17 protein-coding genes are annotated in these 16,535 nt (G+C 71.5%); 8 read left to right on the forward strand and 9 right to left on the reverse strand.

Annotated elements, in window-relative coordinates; all coding sequences use genetic code 11:
* Window positions 1-16: 16 nt before the first annotated feature.
* Window positions 17-1,270 carry a magnesium transporter MgtE N-terminal domain-containing protein gene (locus ALI22I_RS25585; protein ID WP_077008083.1) on the forward strand — a complete coding sequence of 418 codons (1,254 nt, stop codon included), beginning with the start codon at window positions 17-19 and terminating at the stop codon, window positions 1,268-1,270.
* Window positions 1,263-1,754 (forward strand): DUF1003 domain-containing protein, encoded by a 492-nt coding sequence (locus tag ALI22I_RS25590; RefSeq protein WP_077008084.1) that lies wholly within the window; start codon window positions 1,263-1,265, stop codon window positions 1,752-1,754. The genes ALI22I_RS25585 and ALI22I_RS25590 overlap by 8 nt, the downstream gene beginning before the upstream one ends.
* Here ALI22I_RS25590 and ALI22I_RS25595 read toward each other — a convergent pair.
* Window positions 1,749-2,213, reverse strand: coding sequence for a MarR family winged helix-turn-helix transcriptional regulator (locus tag ALI22I_RS25595; RefSeq protein WP_077008085.1), 465 nt, complete (start codon window positions 2,211-2,213; stop codon window positions 1,749-1,751). The two genes, ALI22I_RS25590 and ALI22I_RS25595, sit on opposite strands and share 6 nt — an antisense overlap.
* 133 nt (window positions 2,214-2,346) lie before the next feature.
* Between ALI22I_RS25595 and ALI22I_RS25600 the strand changes: the two genes are divergently transcribed.
* Window positions 2,347-3,480, forward strand: coding sequence for an Mrp/NBP35 family ATP-binding protein (locus ALI22I_RS25600; protein ID WP_443216962.1), 1,134 nt, complete (start codon window positions 2,347-2,349; stop codon window positions 3,478-3,480).
* Between the two features lie 51 nt (window positions 3,481-3,531).
* Here the strand turns inward: ALI22I_RS25600 and ALI22I_RS25605 are convergent, their stop codons facing one another.
* From ALI22I_RS25605 to sigE, 5 genes are all read right to left on the reverse strand, one after another.
* On the reverse strand, window positions 3,532-4,155 hold the full coding sequence (locus ALI22I_RS25605; RefSeq protein WP_143532432.1) for a hypothetical protein: 624 nt from the start codon (window positions 4,153-4,155) through the stop codon (window positions 3,532-3,534).
* Between the two features lie 94 nt (window positions 4,156-4,249).
* Entirely contained in the window at window positions 4,250-4,630 is a 381-nt protein-coding gene (locus ALI22I_RS25610) for a sec-independent translocase (protein WP_077008088.1), read from the reverse strand.
* Window positions 4,631-4,694: 64 nt separating this feature from the next.
* Complete coding sequence (locus tag ALI22I_RS25615) at window positions 4,695-6,221, reverse strand: S1C family serine protease (protein WP_077008089.1); 1,527 nt, start codon at window positions 6,219-6,221, stop codon at window positions 4,695-4,697.
* An 83-nt stretch (window positions 6,222-6,304) separates the two neighbouring features.
* The gene (locus tag ALI22I_RS25620) at window positions 6,305-6,928 is read right to left on the reverse strand and encodes an anti-sigma factor (protein WP_077008090.1); all 624 of its coding nucleotides are present in this window, start codon (window positions 6,926-6,928) and stop codon (window positions 6,305-6,307) included.
* Complete coding sequence (gene sigE / locus ALI22I_RS25625) at window positions 6,925-7,497, reverse strand: RNA polymerase sigma factor SigE (RefSeq protein WP_077008091.1); 573 nt, start codon at window positions 7,495-7,497, stop codon at window positions 6,925-6,927. The genes ALI22I_RS25620 and sigE overlap by 4 nt, the downstream gene beginning before the upstream one ends.
* A gap of 218 nt (window positions 7,498-7,715) precedes the next feature.
* On the opposite strand from sigE, the gene ALI22I_RS25630 reads away from it, so the two are divergent.
* A complete protein-coding gene (locus ALI22I_RS25630) occupies window positions 7,716-8,342 on the forward strand; it encodes an O-methyltransferase (protein WP_077008092.1) in 627 nt (208 codons plus the stop codon).
* A 400-nt stretch (window positions 8,343-8,742) separates the two neighbouring features.
* On the opposite strand, the gene ALI22I_RS25635 is transcribed toward ALI22I_RS25630, so the two are convergent.
* The gene (locus ALI22I_RS25635) at window positions 8,743-9,702 is read right to left on the reverse strand and encodes a helix-turn-helix domain-containing protein (RefSeq protein ID WP_077008093.1); all 960 of its coding nucleotides are present in this window, start codon (window positions 9,700-9,702) and stop codon (window positions 8,743-8,745) included.
* Between the two features lie 53 nt (window positions 9,703-9,755).
* Between ALI22I_RS25635 and ALI22I_RS25640 the strand changes: the two genes are divergently transcribed.
* Window positions 9,756-10,169 carry a cupin domain-containing protein gene (locus tag ALI22I_RS25640; protein ID WP_077008094.1) on the forward strand — a complete coding sequence of 138 codons (414 nt, stop codon included), beginning with the start codon at window positions 9,756-9,758 and terminating at the stop codon, window positions 10,167-10,169.
* On the opposite strand, the gene glgC is transcribed toward ALI22I_RS25640, so the two are convergent.
* Entirely contained in the window at window positions 10,156-11,370 is a 1,215-nt protein-coding gene (glgC, locus tag ALI22I_RS25645) for a glucose-1-phosphate adenylyltransferase (protein WP_077008095.1), read from the reverse strand. The two genes, ALI22I_RS25640 and glgC, sit on opposite strands and share 14 nt — an antisense overlap.
* Before the next feature lie 104 nt (window positions 11,371-11,474).
* Between glgC and glgA the strand changes: the two genes are divergently transcribed.
* On the forward strand, window positions 11,475-12,632 hold the full coding sequence (gene glgA, locus ALI22I_RS25650) for a glycogen synthase (protein ID WP_077008096.1): 1,158 nt from the start codon (window positions 11,475-11,477) through the stop codon (window positions 12,630-12,632).
* Window positions 12,633-12,780: 148 nt separating this feature from the next.
* On the forward strand, window positions 12,781-14,139 hold the full coding sequence (locus ALI22I_RS25655) for a hypothetical protein (protein WP_143532433.1): 1,359 nt from the start codon (window positions 12,781-12,783) through the stop codon (window positions 14,137-14,139).
* Here ALI22I_RS25655 and ALI22I_RS25660 read toward each other — a convergent pair.
* Window positions 14,079-15,260 carry an MFS transporter gene (locus tag ALI22I_RS25660; RefSeq protein WP_083752004.1) on the reverse strand — a complete coding sequence of 394 codons (1,182 nt, stop codon included), beginning with the start codon at window positions 15,258-15,260 and terminating at the stop codon, window positions 14,079-14,081. The two genes, ALI22I_RS25655 and ALI22I_RS25660, sit on opposite strands and share 61 nt — an antisense overlap.
* 56 nt (window positions 15,261-15,316) lie before the next feature.
* Between ALI22I_RS25660 and ALI22I_RS25665 the strand changes: the two genes are divergently transcribed.
* Window positions 15,317-16,183: a LysR family transcriptional regulator gene (locus tag ALI22I_RS25665; RefSeq protein ID WP_238598568.1), complete on the forward strand. Its 867-nt coding sequence runs from the start codon at window positions 15,317-15,319 to the stop codon at window positions 16,181-16,183.
* The last annotated feature ends 352 nt before the right edge of the window (window positions 16,184-16,535 follow it).

Consider the following 16,535-nt stretch of genomic DNA (forward strand, 5'->3'; position numbering starts at 1 on the left):
GGACTAACCTGATCACGTGGTCGCCGTGAACAGGGTTTTTGCCGCTCAGCTCGCCGGCCTGCCCGTGTTCGGGCCCGACGGCGAGTCCATCGGCAAGGTCCGTGACCTGGTCATCGGCCTGCGGGTGGACCGCCAACCGCCGCGCGTCCTCGGCCTGGTGCTGGAACTGGCCACCCGGCGGCGCATCTTCGTGCCGATGCTGCGGGTCACCTCGATCGAGCCGAACGCGGTGACGTTGGCCACCGGTTCGGTCAACCTGCGCCAGTTCCACCAGCGCGCCAACGAGGTGCTGGTCGTCGGCGAACTGCTGGACGCCCGCGTGACGCTCGACTCCGGCACGGTCGTGGTGCTGGTCGACGCCGCCATGGAACCCACCCGCACCCGCGACTGGCGGATGACCAGGGTGGCGGTCCGGGAGCGCACCGGGAGGCTGTCCCGGCGCGGACCGGTGCAGGTGCTGCACTGGGAGGAGGTGTCCGGGCTGTCGGCGACCGCGTTGGCCGCGGAGCCGCAGGGCGCCCAGCACCTGGTGGCGGTCTTCGACACGATGCGCGCGGCCGACGTGGCGCTCGCCCTGCACAGCCTGCCGGTGAAGCGGCGCTACGAGGTGGCCGAGGCGTTGGACGACGAACGGCTCGCCGACGTGATCGAGGAGATGCCCGAGGAGGACCAGAAAGACATGCTGGCGCACCTCGACGACGAGCGCGCCGCGGACATCCTGGAGGCGATGGACCCCGACGACGCGGCCGACCTGCTGGCCGAGCTGCCCGAGGGGGAGAAGAACCGGCTGCTGGAGCTGATGGAGCCGGAGGAGTCCGCGCCGGTCAAACGGCTGCTGGAGTACAGCTTCGACACCGCGGGCGGGTTGATGACGCCGGAACCGGTGGTGCTCGCGCCGGACGCGACCGTGGCGGAGGCGCTGGCACACGTGCGCAACCCGGACCTCACGCCCGCGTTGGCCAGCATGGTGTTCGTGTGCCGGGCGCCGACCGCGACGCCGACCGGGCGTTACCTGGGGTGCGTGCACATCCAGCGGCTGCTCCGCGAACCGCCGTCCGACCTGGTCGCGGGAGTGCTGGACACCGACCTGGCGACGTTGTCGCCGACCGCGTCGCTGGGCGACGTGACCCGCTACTTCGCCGCGTACAACATGGTGTGCGGGCCGGTGGTGGACGAGAGCGACCACCTGCTCGGCGCGGTCACCGTGGACGATGTGCTGGACCACCTGCTGCCGGCCAACTGGCGCGAAACGGGGCTGACCCATGCCTGAGCTGCTGCCGCGTCGACGGCTCGACCAGCCGCGCACGCCGGGCTTCCGGTTGTCGCTGGACCCGGAGGCGTTCGGGCGGTTCTCCGAACGGCTCGCCCGGTTCCTCGGCACCGGCAAGTTCCTGTTCTGGCAGACCCTGCTGGTGATCGTGTGGATCACGCTCAACCTGTTCGCGGTGACGCTGCGCTGGGACCCGTACCCGTTCATCCTGCTCAACCTGGCGTTCTCCACCCAGGCCGCGTACGCCGCGCCGCTGATCCTGCTCGCGCAGAACCGGCAGGACGACCGGGACCGGGTGTCGCTGGAGGAGGACCGGGCGCGGGCCGCGCAGACGAAAGCCGACACCGAGTACCTGGCGCGTGAGCTGGCCGCGCTGCGGATCGCCGTCGGCGAGGTGGTGACCCGCGACTACCTGCGCAGCGAGCTGGAACGGGTGTTCCGCGAACGCAAGCGCACCGTCAAGGACGACGTGCCGTCGTCATGAGGGTTCTTCGGTGCCCAGTCGGTCGCACGTGCGGCCGAACGCCTCCAACCCGGTGTGGTCGAACGCCTCCGCGAAGTGCCGCGCCACGCCCGTGAGGTGCGTGCCGGACGCGACGCGCAGCCGGTCCAGGCCCTGCGCGGTGAGCACGGCCACCACGCCGCGGCCGTCGCCGTCGGCCCGTTCCCGCAGCACCAGGCCCGCGCGTTCCAGGCGGTCGACCAGCCTGGTGACGCCGGAGCGGGACAGCAGCACGGCTTCGGCCAGTTCGGTCATCCGCAATCGGTACTGCGGTGCCTCGGCGAGCTGCACCAGGACGTCGTAGGACGCGAGCGACAGGCGTTGCTCGGCGATCAGTTCGGCTTCCAGAATCCGAGTGAGCCTCGCATGCGCCCGGAGAAAGGATCGCCACACCCCCAGCTCGGCACGGGTGGGCAACCGGGTAGATCCGGTTTCCGGCACGGATACCGATGTTACGGAAAGCACGCGACCGGCTGCGCGCTGCCCCTGTCTCCGAGGTGACCGACCGGTAGCTTGGAGGTGCACGGTCCGCCGTAGCATGGCGGTCCCACCACATCTTTCGAAGGCGCTTCCAGTGACTCTTCCTTCCGTTGACGACGTGCAGAAGGCGTTGGCCGGTGTGCAGGACCCGGAGATCCGGCGTCCCATCACCGACCTGGGCATGGTGAAGGGCGTCGTGGTCGGCGGCGACGGGGTCGTGGACGTGGCGGTGTTCCTGACCGTGTCCGGCTGCCCGTTGCGGGACAAGATCACCGCCGACGTGACGGCCGCGGTGTCCGCGCTCGACGGCGTCACCGGTGTCCGCGTCGAGCTGGACGTGATGAGCGACGCGCAGCGCACCGAGCTGCGCAAGTCGCTGCGCGGTGGCGTCGAGGAGCCGGTGATCCCGTTCGCGCAGCCCGGGTCGTTGACGCGGGTGTACTGCGTGGCGTCGGGCAAGGGCGGTGTCGGCAAGTCGTCGGTGACGGTGAACCTGGCCGTGGCGATGGCCGCGCGCGGGCTGTCGGTCGGCGTGGTGGACGCCGACATCTACGGCCACTCCATCCCGCGGATGCTGGGCACGGAGGGCAAGCCCACCCAGGTGGAAAAGATGATCATGCCGCCGCAGGCGCACGGCGTGAAGCTCATCTCGATCGGCATGTTCACGCCCGGCAACGCCCCCGTCGTCTGGCGCGGCCCCATGCTGCACCGGGCGTTGCAGCAGTTCCTGGCCGACGTGTTCTGGGGCGACCTGGACGTGCTGCTCCTGGACCTGCCGCCGGGCACCGGTGACATCGCCATCTCGGTCGCGCAGCTCGTGCCCAACGCCGAGATCCTGGTCGTGACGACGCCGCAGCAGGCGGCGGCCGAGGTGGCCGAGCGGGCCGGGGCGATCGCGTTGCAGACGCGGCAGCGGGTGGCCGGCGTGATCGAGAACATGTCGTGGCTGGAACTGCCGGACGGGACCCGGATGGACGTGTTCGGCTCCGGTGGCGGCCAGGCGGTGGCCGACTCGCTGACCAAGGCCGTCGGCTCCGACGTGCCGCTGCTGGGCCAGGTCCCCCTCGACCCGCGCGTGCGGGAGCAGGGCGATTCCGGGACGCCGATCGTGCTGGCACACCCCGAGTCGCCGGCGGGCCAGGTCCTGACGGCGGTGGCGGGCAAGCTGTCGACCCGTTCCCGCGGCCTGGCCGGCCGCCTGCTGAACGTCTCCCCCGCCGGCCGCTGACGCCTGCGGGCGCCGGTCCGCGGGTGGTCACCTGTCACCGCTCGCCGCTCGCTACTCGCTGCGGAGCGTGATGTGCTCGTCGGCTTCCCCCGGGGCGAGGGCGCCACCGTAGATCGCCAGACCGTTGGCGAACTCCGTGCCCTGCTCGACGAGGAACTCGATCGTGTTCTCACCGCGTCGGAGCGCCGTGGCGTCGAACCGCCACGTGTAGTGGGCGCCGCTCCCGTTGTCGGGCCTCACGCGTTGAGACGGCAGCCGTGCACCGTTCACGATCACCGTGACGTCCGTGCGTCGATCCTCGGTGTCGGGTTGCCACTGGACGTCGGCGGAAAGGCGCGCCGTGAGTTCGACCTGCTCGCCTTCGAATTCGCCGAGGGGCACTTTGTACACGAAGCGACCGGAGGAGTTGCCGTAAGCGTGGGCGTGGGTCACGCTCATCTCCTCGTACAGCTCCTTGCGGGACTCGTAGCCGGGTCCGTCGGGCTGCCACCGGGAGGCTGCGACGTCGTAGGACGACGGTGTGATCTTCACGTCGAGCCTCTTGTCGTCCGCCTGGGACGTAGCCGGTTGCTGCGGGAGCATCCAGGCGAAGACCGCGACCACCAGCGCCGCGATACCCACGAGTAAGGCGCCCAGGCCCGCGACCGCCCCTGCCCTGGTCCAGGGTCCCTCCATGCACTACCTCCACGCTCGCCCTGGCCGAATGGCGGCCCAGGCGGAACCACCACTCACGACGTTCACCCCAACAGGTCGACCGAGCCCGCTTGCGTCAGGTCGCGTCCGGGTCGTACGGCGGGCGTTCGCCCTGCTGGAGGGGCCGCTCATGGGCGGCCGGGCTGCTTGCCGGAGGTGCGGCGGGGTGGCCGTTGGGCTTCTCGCTGGGCGAGTCGTCCCACAGGTGCTTGGTGATCGCGCGCTTCGGGTCGAAGTTGCGCAGTTCCCGCAGGTCTTCCAACGGCTTGCGCAGCTGCTCGAACTCCGGCCCCATCTCCTGCTTCAACTGCTCACGCGCGCCGGTCGCGTAGTCGCGCACCTGGCGGACGGTCTTGCCCACCCAGGCCGCGGCCGAGGGCAGTCGTTCGGGGCCCAGGATGAACAGGCCCGCGATGACGATGATGAGGATCTCAACCCATCCGATGCTGTCGAACACCCGCGTGTCCCGCCTTCCGCGCCCCGGCCCGACTCCCGCCCCAATCCGACTGCCAGCGTAGCCGTCAGTCGGACCTGAGGGTCACCTGCACGGTCAGCTCCCGGCCCTGCCTGGCCAGCACGACCGGCACCGTCTCGCCGATTTCATGGTCCCGTACGGCAACGGTCAGCTCGGCGGCGTTGCGGACCATCCGGTCGCCGACCCGGGTGATCACGTCGCCCTCCTCGATGCCGGCCGCGTCGGCGGCGCCGCCCTCGGGAACGTTCTGCACCTGCGCGCCCTCCGCCGTCTCCGCCGACGCCGACCGCACGTTGATGTTCATGTCCGCGTGCTTGACCGCGCCGTCGCGGATCAGCGCCTGCGAGACCTTGCGCGCGTAGTTGCCGGAGATGGCGAAGCCCAGGCCCACCGATCCGCCCGTCTCGGTCCGGATCGACGAGTTGATGCCCACCAGCGCACCGGACGAGTCGACCAGCGCCCCACCGGAGTTGCCGGGGTTGATGGCCGCGTCGGTCTGGATCGCGTCGTAGGTGACCTGCGGCCCGCCGTTCTCGCCCGCCGCCGTCACCGGGCGGTGCAGGGCGCTGACGATGCCTTCGGTCACGGTGTTCGACAGTGACAGCGGCGAGCCGATGGCCAGCACGGTGTCGCCCACGGCCAGCTCGTCGGAGTTGCCGAACTGCAGCACGGTCGGGTTGTCCACCTCGACCTTGATCACCGCGAGGTCGGTCTTGGAGTCACGGCCGACGACCTGCGCCACGGCCCGCTTGCCGTCGGTGAACACCACGGTCAGCTTCGCCGACGTGTCCTGCACCGCCGGGGCGACCACGTGGTCGTTGGTCAGCACGTACCCGGCGCCGTCGATGACCACGCCGGAGCCGACGCCCGCCACGTTCGCGCCCTTGAACTCGATCGACACCACGCTCGGGGTGACCCGCTTGGCGATGTCGGCGACCGACCCGACCGGGCGTTCCTTGCCGGGTAGCACCTCGGCGAGCGTGACGCCGCCGTCGGTCAGCGGGTTGTCGACCCGGCCCAGCAGCCAGCCGACCACACCGCCCCCGGTGCCGACCAGCAGCGCGGCCACCAGCAGCAGGATCAGGCCCATCGGCTTCACGCGCCGCCCGAACAGCAGTTCGGGGACGCTGAGCTGCGGACCGGCCTGCGGTTCGGCCTTGGGTTCGGTATCGGGTTGCTCGGTGACGGCGGGCGGGCCGATCACGGCCGACGCGCCCGGATCGCGCCACGCGTCGCCCGCGGGCTTGCCCTCCCAGAAGACGGGCTCCACCTCGGGCTCGCCGTTGAGGTCCACCGGCGGGCGCTGCAAGCGGGTGTCGGCGTCGCCCTGCGGCCGGCCGAACGCCGTGGACAGCGCCTCCGGGGGCGGCGGCGCGAGCTGCACGGAACCGTTGCCGTTGAGGCTCGGCCGGTCGGCGGAGAACGCGCTCTCCACGCCCTGCGGCCTGCCGAACACCGCCTCCTGGCCGGGGTCCACGGCCGGGCGGTTCAGCGGACGGGGTGCGAGCCTGCGGTGCACCCCGTCGTCAATGCCCGACCTGGGGGTCCCGTTGCCCTGCTCTGGCTCGCTCATCGCTCCCCGCACGTCGTCACACCATGGTTGTCGCGGGGTCAATCGTGCCCGCAGACCGGTGAAGTTGCCGTCAGCGGGCTTGGTCAGCGCTCCAGGCCGGTGTCCACCGCCGGGCGCAGCACGCCCATCTGCTCGTGGTCGGCGTCGGTCAACGACGGCGCGACGGCGGGCGTGGGCTGCGGGGTGTTGCCCTGCGCGGGCGTGGGCACCGGGTCCTCGCCGCCGGGGGCGACGAGCACGAGGGCACCGAGCATGAGACCGGAGACGACCACGCCCGCACCCTGGCGTGCGCGTTTACCCCCGAAGAGCCCTGCACCGAAGCGGCCACCGCCGCTCGTTCCGAAAGGGCGGGTCTGTCCCAACACGGGACCGCTGCCGAACGCGACCCGGTCGGGCCGCTGCACCGTGACGAGTTGACCGTCCTCGGTGACCGCGAGGCCGTCCGGCGCGCTGGGCAGCTCGACTTCCTGCGGGATCGCGCCCAACCTGGCCAGCAGACCGGCCGGCGCGCACGGGGCGTCGGCACCGCGCACGGCGGACCGCGCCTGCTGCTGCGAATACGCCTCGGCCGCGCAGAACGGGCAGCGCGCCAGGTGCGCGGACGCCCTGCTGTGCGCCGAGGCCGACAGCTCGCCGTCGACGAAGGCGACGACCGCGTCGGGCAGCAGGTGCTGCTCGGGCAGTTGCCAACCTCGCAGGTCGGTCATGCAGAGTCCTCCTGAACCAGACCCCGACGGCGTTCCAGTGCGACCCGCAGAGCCTGCCGGCCCCGGTGGATCCTGCTCCTCACGGTACCCAGTTTGACGCCGAGGGTGGCGCCGATCTCCTCGTAGGAGAGTCCTTCCACGTCACACAGCACGACGGCGGCGCGGAACTCGGGCGGCAACTCGTCGAGCGCGGCCTGGAGCTCCGGGTCGAGGTGCGTGTCGGCGTAGATCTCCTCGGGCGTCGGGTCGTCGCCCGGGATGCGGTCGGTCTCCTCCGGCAGGGCCTCCATGCGCACGCGCGAGCGGCGGCGGGCCATGTCGAGGAAGAGGTTCGTGGTGATGCGGTGCAGCCAGCCCTCGAACGTGCCGGGCTTGTAGGACGCGAGGGACCGGAACACCCGGATGAACGTCTCCTGGGTCAGGTCCTCGGCGTCGTGCTGGTTGCCGGTCAGGCGGTAGGCCAGCCGGTAGACCCGGTCGGCGTGGTCGCGGACCACTTGGTCCCACGAGGGCGCGATCCAGTCCGCGTCGTCGATGGGCGCGGTCGGTGCGGCGGTCGGCTGCTTCATCGGGCGGTTAAGCACCTCCACTGGGCTGGCTGCCCTGCTGCACGGGTCAACGCTCGGCTTCCCTGACGTGTTCCCGATGGTCTTGCTCGTCATGCGTTGGGACCTAGAGTGACGGGTTCCCTTATAACCATCGTGAGAGTGGGCTGAGAGCACGCTGAGAATCCGGGTTGTCGCCGAGAACGGCCCGAACCGCCGCCGGCGGCGTTAGCCTTCCTGCTGTGGATGCGCCGACGCGCGAGTACGTGGAGCGCTACCTGCCCGAGGACGCCGTGGTCAAGGCCGCCAGGGCTCGTGGCGCCGAGTTGGGATGCGTGCCGATCGGGTCCGGCGGCGGGGCGGCGTTGCGGTTCCTCGCCGCGGCGTTGCAGGCCAAAGCCGTGGTCGAGATCGGCACGGGCGCCGGTGTCGGCGCGTTGTACCTGCTCGGCGGCATGCCCGCGACCGGCGTGCTGACCTCGATCGATGTCGCGCCGGAACACCAGCGGGCGGCGCGGGTGGCGTTCGCGGAGGCGGGCATCGCGGTGTCCCGGACCCGGTTGATCATGGGTCGGGCGCTGGAGGTGCTGCCCCGGTTGACCGACGGCGCGTACGACCTGGTGTTCGTGGACGCGGCCAAGTCGGAGTACCCGAAGTACCTGGAGGAGGGCGTCCGGCTGCTGCGGCCGGGCGGGGTGATCGCGTTCGACAACGTGCTGTGGCACGGACGCGTGGTCGACCCGTCACAACGGGACCCGGACACGGTGGCGATGCGGGAAGTGGCGCGGGCCGTGCGGGACGACGACCGCCTGGTGGCCGTGATCCTGCCCTTGGGCGACGGGCTGCTGGTAGCGGCAAAGACCGCCTGACCCCTCGCTCGACCGCCCGACACGCCCAAGCCCACCAAGCCCGTCTGGCTGCACTTGACGCCGCACCCGCGCACCCCCGAACTCGAACCCCGGCGCACCGGCACACCTGCGGACCGGCGGACCGGCGGACCGGCGAGCCAGGCAACGGCTTCGCAGGGGTCCTCGCCAAGGGGACCCCTGCTTTTATCCTGCCGGAGGGGTCCGACAATTTCGCGTGGTCAGAGCGCCGCTGTGGATAACCGACCGGGTTGTGGACAGCTGTTGTCGGGCTGCGGACGGCCGGGCGGTGGTGGACGGCCAGCGGTCGGTTGCCGACGGGTGGGGCGGTTGCGGACGAGGCAGGGCGGTCGCGCGCAGGCGGGGCGGTCGCGGACAGGCGAGGCGGGGCGGTTGGTGCTGGTCAGGGGCCGAAGCGGTGGCGGTAGGCGCTGGGGGTCAGGCCGGTGCGGCGGTGGAAGTGGGCTCTCAGGTTGGACGGCGATCCGAGGCCGCTTCGGCGGGCGACGACGTCCAGGCGTGATTCGCCGCGCTCGATGAGGCTGCGTGCGAGGTCCACTCGTTCGGCGGTCAGCCAGGCCAGCGGCGTGGTGCCGAGTTCGGCTTGGAACCGGCGGTGCAGGGTGGCTTGGCTGACGGCGGCACGGCCGGCCAGCGCGGCGACGGTCAGGGGCTCGTCCAGGTGTGCCCTCGCCCAGGTCAGGACGTCGGCCAGTGAGTCGTCCGGCACCTCGGGCACCGGGCGGGTGACGAACTGGCGTTGGCCGCCGTCACGGTGGGCGGCGAAGACCAGGCGTCGGGACACCGTGTTCACCACCTCGGTCCCGTGGTCCTGCCGGATCAGGTGCAGGCCCAGGTCCAGGGCCGCGGCACTGCCGGCTGCCGTGTAGATCTGGTCGTCTTGCACGTACAGCACATCCGGGACCAGCGTCACCTGCGGAAACAGCTCACCGAACAGGTCGGCCCACTGCCAGTGCGTGGTGGCGCGACGGCCGTCCAGCAAGCCCGCGTGCGCCAGCGTGAACGCGCCGGTGCAGAAGCTGACCAAGCGCGCGCCCCGCTCGTGAGCACGGCGGACCGCGTCGAGCAGCGGTTCCGGCGGGCGGACCCAGCTGTCCGGCCGGTTGGACACGATCACGGTGTCAGCGCCGTCGACCTCCGCCAAAGAGGGAACCCCAGTGAGGGTGAAGAAGCCGTGGTTCATCCGCACCGGCCCCATGGCGCTCAACGTGAACGAGTACCAGGGCCGATCGCCGAGCTCCGGCCGGCGCAGCCCGAACAGCTCGGTCCCCACGCCCATCTCGAACGGGTTCGAGCCGGAGTCGACGATCATCACCACGCGGTGCGAGGATTCTGGCGGCATGTGCGATTCCTAGCACTCACACCGACGTGACGGCACCGCCCAGCATCAGCGGCATGGATCCGATCAACCTCACCGAAGCGCTGGCCAGCTTCGACGCCCTGTGGAGCCCGCGCATCGTCACCACGGTCAACGACTACGACATCCGCGTCGCCAAAGTCCGCGGCGAACACCTCTGGCACGCCCACGACGACACCGACGAGTTCTTCCTCGTCCTCGAAGGCCGGCTCGACATCGCCTTGGAGGACCGCACGGTGCACCTGGAGCAGGGCGACGTGTTCGTGGTCCCCCGAGGCGCACGGCACAAGCCGTCGTCGGAGGCCGGCGCGCGCATCCTGATGATCGAGCCCAGCGGCACGTCGACCGTCGGGGACCGCCACGAGGAGGTCCCCGACCACGTCGACGCGACCGCCGGCCACGCACTCACCGGCCACGCGCTCGCCGGCCACGACGAGGTCAGTGGGCGGTGACACCCTTCCCGAGCACGGTCACCCCACCCGCCGACACGGTGTAGCGCTGCCGGTCCGTCGCCGGGTCCACGCCGATCAGCGCGCCGTCGGGCACCACGACGTTCTTGTCCAGGATGGCCCGCCGCACCACCGCCCCGCGCCCGATCCGCACGCCCGGCAGCAGCACGCTGCCCTGCACCACCGACCCGGTCTCCACGACCACGTCCGAGCTGATCACCGACCCGTGGATGGTGCCGGAGATGATCGACCCCGGCCCCACCATGGAGTCCTCGGCACTGCCGCCCGCGATGAACTTCGCGGGCGGCAACGGCGGGGTCGCCGTCCGGATCGGCCACGCCTGGTTGTAGAGGTTGAACACCGGCCGCACCGACACCAGGTCCATGTGCGCGTCGTAGTAGGCGTCGATGGTCCCCACGTCACGCCAGTAGCCGCGGTCCCGGTCGGTCTCGCCCGGCACCTGGTTGTCGGCGAAGTCGTAGACGTGCGCCTGCCCCTGGTCGACGAGCATCGGGATGATGTCGCCGCCCATGTCGTGGTCGGAGTCGGGGTTGGCCGCGTCCGCGCGCAACGCCTCGATCAGCGCCTCCGTGGTGAACACGTAGTTGCCCATCGACGCGAAGGTGACCTCCGGGTCGCCCGGCACGTGCGGCGGGTCCGACGGCTTCTCCAGGAACCGGGTGATCAGCCCGAACTCGTCGGAATCGATGCAGCCGAACGCCTTGGCCTCGGTCCGCGGCACCCGGATGCCCGCGACGGTGACGCCCGCCCCGGTCTCCACGTGCTGGTCCACCATCTGCCCGGGGTCCATCCGGTAGACGTGGTCGGCGCCGAAGATGATCACGTGCTCCGGCTTCTCGTCGTTCACCAGGTTCAGCGACTGGAAGATCGCGTCCGCGCTGCCGGTGTACCAGCGCGGCCCGAGCCGCTGCTGCGCGGGCACCGGCGTGACGTACTGGCCGAGCACATTGGACAGTCGCCAGGTGGTCGAGATGTGGCGGTCCAGGGAATGGGATTTGTACTGGGTGAGCACGCAGAGCTTGACGAAACCCGCGTTCACCAGGTTGGACAGGACGAAGTCCACCAGCCGGTAGTTACCGCCGAAGGGCACCGCCGGCTTTGCCCGGTCGGCGGTCAACGGCCACAACCGTTTGCCTTCGCCACCGGCGAGGACAATTCCTAGAACATGCGGTTGCCCTTTCACAGCAACGACCCTAACCGGGTCGGCACCGGCTCACCAACGGCGAAGTAACGCAGACTCGCCTCGTTCACCCGGCTGCCCCCGGCTGCGGGGTTACGGTGAGCGGCGTGCGAATTGGACTGCTCACACGGGAGTACCCGCCAGAGGTCTACGGCGGGGCTGGGGTGCACGTCGGTTTCCTGGTGCCGAGGTTGCGCGAACTGGTCGACGTGGACGTGCACGCCTTCGGCGGGCCGCGCGCGGACGCCAGGGCGCACAACGCGGCGCACGGGCTGGAACAGGCGAACGCCGCGTTGGCCACCCTGTCGGTGGACCTGGAGATGGCCGCCGCGCTGGGCGACGCGCAGCTCGCGCACTCGCACACCTGGTACGCCAACATGGCCGGTCACCTGGCCAAACTGCTCCACGGCATCCCGCACGTGGTGACCGCGCACTCGCTGGAGCCGCGCCGGCCGTGGAAGGCCGAGCAGCTCGGCGGCGGCTACCGGATCTCCTCGTGGGTGGAGCGCACCGCGTACGAGGCGGCGGACGCGGTGATCGCGGTCAGCGAGGGTATGCGGGCCGACGTGCTGGACTGCTACCCGGCGTTGGACCCGGCGCGGGTGCACGTGGTCCGCAACGGGATCGACACCTCGGCTTACCACCCTGTTTCCGAAACCGATGCGCTGGTCCGGCACGGGATCGACCCGGACCGACCGATCGTGACGTTCGTGGGGCGGATCACCCGGCAGAAGGGTGTCGGCCACCTGGTCGCCGCCGCGCACCGGATCTCGCCGGACGCGCAGATCGTGCTGTGCGCGGGCGCGCCGGACACCCCGGAGATCGCCGAGGAGACACGCCTGGCGGTGGCGGAGCTGGCGGCGGCCCGGCCGGGGGTGTTCTGGATCCGGGAGATGCTCCAGCCGGCCGAGGTGCGGCAGATCCTGAGCCGTTCGACGGTGTTCGTGTGCCCGTCGGTGTACGAGCCGCTGGGCATCGTGAACCTGGAGGCGATGGCGTGCGGGACGGCCGTGGTGGCGTCCGACGTCGGCGGCATCCCGGAGGTCGTGGACCACGGGCGCACCGGGCTGCTCGTGCACTACGACGAGAAGGACGTCGAGACGTACCGGACGGCGTTGGCGGACGCCGTGAACGAGGTGCTGGCCGATCCGGAGCGGGCGGCGGCGTTCGGCGCGGCCGGGCGGCAGCGGGCCATCGAGGAGTTTTCCTGGGCGACCGTGGCCGAGCAGACGGTGGCCGTGTACCGCGCCGCGTTGGGTTCGTGAGCACGCGTTTCTGTGCCGCACAGCGATCCCTTAACAGCGTTAAGTGATCGTTTGACACCGTAGTGTGACGGGCGCCACCCCCATCCGAGTGCAACCGGAGGGGGTGGCAATCGCCTTTACCCAGTAGGGGCAACTACTGGGGGCGGCAATGCGATGGCTTGTTCTCCTGCTCGCGTTGGTGGCTGGTGGGTGTGCGACGCCCGCGTTCAGCGCCGAGCAGGTCAGGTTGACCATCGAGGGCCGGGCGGTGTTGGACGCGCCCGGCTTACAGGCGCGCGCCGAGGCCGAGCTGAGCTACACGTTGTCGTTCGGCTACGTGGCCCGGACCGGCAAGGAGGCGGTGAGCTGCTGGTTCGCCCGAACCGGCAAGGCGTTCGAGATCGACACCCGGCTGTGGTGCGGTCCGGTGCAGGTGCCCGGCACCGCGGCCGCCACCGACTGGGTGCCGGTGCCGTTGAAGGAGGTCGAGCGGGACGACTCCGGGGTGCGGCTGGAGGTCCAGCCGCCGCAGGTGCCCCCGCTGGGCTCGCGGAGCACACCGGTGGGGAAGCTGGTGCGCACCGACGGCCGGGAGACCAGCGCCGACCAGGGCGTCGGCGAGGCCGGTCCGGACTTCCTGGCGGTGCTTCCCGACGACGGCCAAGCGCTCGACCCCGCGTCCGCGACGGTGCGGGACGACCAGCTCGAAGTGCACGTGACGGGGTACTCGTCGCCGTCGGTGTGGCCGACGGCCGAAGGTGACCTGCGGGCCGAGCACGGGGTGGCGTTACGGGTGCTGCGGGTCCGGGTGACCCGGCACAGCGAGGTCGACTCGGCGTTCGGGCAGACACCGTGGCGCGGCTGGCTGCCGCAGCCGCCCGAGCTGGCGCTGGACGTGCCGGGGCGGCGGCACCGGCTGCCCGCCGACCGGATGCCGGACAACGGGTCGGCGCTGATCGTCTACACGGTGCCGGTCACGGGCGGGGCGGAGTCGCTGGTGCTCAACACCGTGGGGGCGAAGTCGCTGGAACAGCGGGTCGAGGTGCCGTCGGGGCTGGTCATCGGTGACGCGCCCGTGGTGCTGCGGCGTGCTCCCGGACCGGAGTCGATGTCGGTGTCGACGCCGGTGGCGGTGGGCGCGCCGGAGCCGACCGGGTCGGTGGAGGTCGTGCGGGCGCGGTTGGGGCGGCAGCGGCCGGTGTTGTCCAACGGGCAGTACGAACTGGCCACGGTGGGTCCCGGGATGGCGTTGTTGGAGCTGCGGTTGGAGGGGCACGGGGTGCCGAGCGTGCTCGGGGCGGGGCAGACGGCGGGTCTGCTGGCGGTGACGCTGCCGAACGGGGAGCCGGCGCGTCAGGTCGGCGCGCGTCACGGCGGGGACACGTTTCCAGTGGCCGTGGTGTTCGAGGTGCCGGAGGACGTGCGGTCGGTGTCGTTCTCGGTGACGTCGGGGACGGTGACGTTGCCTCAGTTGGGCACGGTCGCGGTGACCGGTGGTGCGGCGGTCGGCGTGCCGCTCGACTTCTGAGCCTTCTGCGCGGTGATGGCGGCTGTGGCCGCCAGCGCCAGCCACACCGTGATCAGGACGACCAGGCCTGGCCAGCCGTGGGCCTGGTACGCGGCGCTGCCCGCCGTGCCGCCGGTGCTGCTGCCGATGTAGAACGCGAACAGGTAGACGCCCGACGCCTGGCCCCTGGCGTGCTCGGGTGCGCGCGCGCCCACCCAGCCGCTCGCCACGGCGTGGGCGGCGAAGAAGCCGCCGGTGAACAGGGTGAGGCCGATGGCGATCGTGATCAGGTTGTCCGGGAGGGTGATGGCGGCGCCCGCCGCCGCCACGGCCAGGCCGGCGAGGGTGATCCGGGCGCGGCCGTGCCGGTCGGCCAGCCGGCCTGCGGGAGCCGAGGTGCCGCCCGCCGTGTAGGCGAGGAAGACCAGGGCGGCGACGCCGGTCGGCAGGCCGAGGTCGGTGGTGAGGCGGAAGCCGATGACGTTGAAGACGGAGATGAACGCCGACACCGCGAGGACGGCGATCGCGTACTGGCAGAGCAGGACGCGGTCGGTGAGGGCGTCTTTGAGCGCGCTCGGCCGGCGTTCGGTGTGGTGGCCCTTCGGTAGGAGGAGGGCGGCGGTGACCGCTGCGGCCGCGCCGAACGCGCCGGCGAGGGCCAGGGCGATGCGCCACGACGTGCCGTCGGTGGCGAGGCCGGTGATGAGGCGGCCGAGCATGCCGCCCGCGCTGTTGCCCGCGACCAGGGCGCCGATGGCCGCACCGACGTGTGTCTTCTTCGCCTCTTGGGCGAGGAACGCCATGGCGGTCGCCGGGACGCCTGCCGTGGCGATGCCTTGCAGGGCTCGGGCGGCGATGAGGGTTTCGTAGGTCGGGGCGAGCGGCAGCAGCAGGCCCAGGGCGGCGGCGGTGAGGACGGACCAGACGATCACGCGTCGGCGGCCGACGCGGTCGGCGAGGGCGGCCATCGGGAGGACGCCGAGGGCGAGGGCGCCGGTGGCGGCGCTGATCGTGAGGGACGCTTGGGTCGGGGTGAGGCGGAACTCGTTCGCGATGTCGGGCAGGACCGACTGCGGGGCGTAGAGCAGGGCGAACGTGGCCAGGCCCGTTGCGGCGACTGAGGTGACGAGGCGGCTTGGCACATCTTCGACGCTAATCCATGCGTCCAATACGGTGGTTTGCGAGGATCGATGCTGTGATGGATGAATTGGTGCCCCGGTTGGCGGTGCTGCGGGCGTTGGCGGCGGACGAGCACGTGACCCACGCGGCCGAGTCCGTGGGCGTGCCCCAGCCGACGGTGAGCCGGTGGTTGGCCGCTTTGGGGTCGTCGTTGGGCGCGCCGGTGGTCGTGCGATCCGGCCGGCGAGTGCGCCTGACCAGGGCCGGTCGGCTGCTCTGTGAGGCAGCGGACCGGGCGCTGGCCGTCCTGGAGGCCGGACACCGTGCGGCGGCGGAGGAAGTTTCACCCGAACGTGGCCAAGTCGCACTCGGCTTCCTGCACCTTCTGGGCAGGTCAGTCGTACCAACCCTGGTCAGCGACTTCCGCGCGATTCACCCATCCGTGCGATTCCGCCTGGTCCAGGACTCCCGCCAGGACATCCTGGACCACCTCGCCAACGGCGTGGTCGACCTCGCCCTCGTATCCCCGCCGCCGACCGATCCGACGTTCGCGCACGCCGTGGTGCGCGAGGAGGAGCTGGTACTGGTCGTCCCGCCCGGCCACCGCTTGGCCGGCCGCACGTCGGTGCGAGTGGCGGAGCTGGCGGGCGAGGAATTCGTAGGCCTGGAGCCCGGATACGGCCTGCGACAGATCACCGACGACCTCTGCGCGGCAGCCGGCTTCGTACCCACCCTCGCGTTCGAGGGCCAGGAAACCGAAACCGTGCGAGGCCTGGTCGCGGCAGGCCTGGGCGTCGCCCTGCTGCCGCACGCCGACTCACCGTCCGGCCTCCCCGAAATCCCCCTCACACCCCGCACGGCCCGCGCAATCGCCCTGGTCTGGCCCGCCGACACCCCCCTCCCACCCGCCGTCCACGCCTTCCGCGACCACGCGCTCGCCACCTGACCCCACCGCCCGGCCCGCCACCCCTCGCCCACCAATGGCCACCCGCCCGCCGATCCCGCGCGCCCAGGCAGCCGATTCCTCCCACCTGCCGACCCCGCACCCGCCCAGCCGATCGTGCCCACCGGCCGGCCGATCGCGCTCGCCGGCTGAGCCGCTGGCCGGTCGATCTCGCCTACCCGTTCGTCGGCGTGGCTTGGGCCGGGTCGGCTTGGGCCGGGTCGGACAGCTTGGGTCGGGGGGTCGGCGGGTTCGGCTGGGTCGGCGGCTGGGGATTGGCAACTCACGGCGGGTCGGCGGCTGGGTGGGTGACGGCGGGGCTGGGGGCGTGGGTGGTGGTTTGGCCGGGTTGCGG

This window comes from Saccharothrix sp. ALI-22-I (genome assembly GCF_001984175.1).
In the GTDB taxonomy this organism is placed as follows: Bacteria; Actinomycetota; Actinomycetes; order Mycobacteriales; family Pseudonocardiaceae; genus Actinosynnema.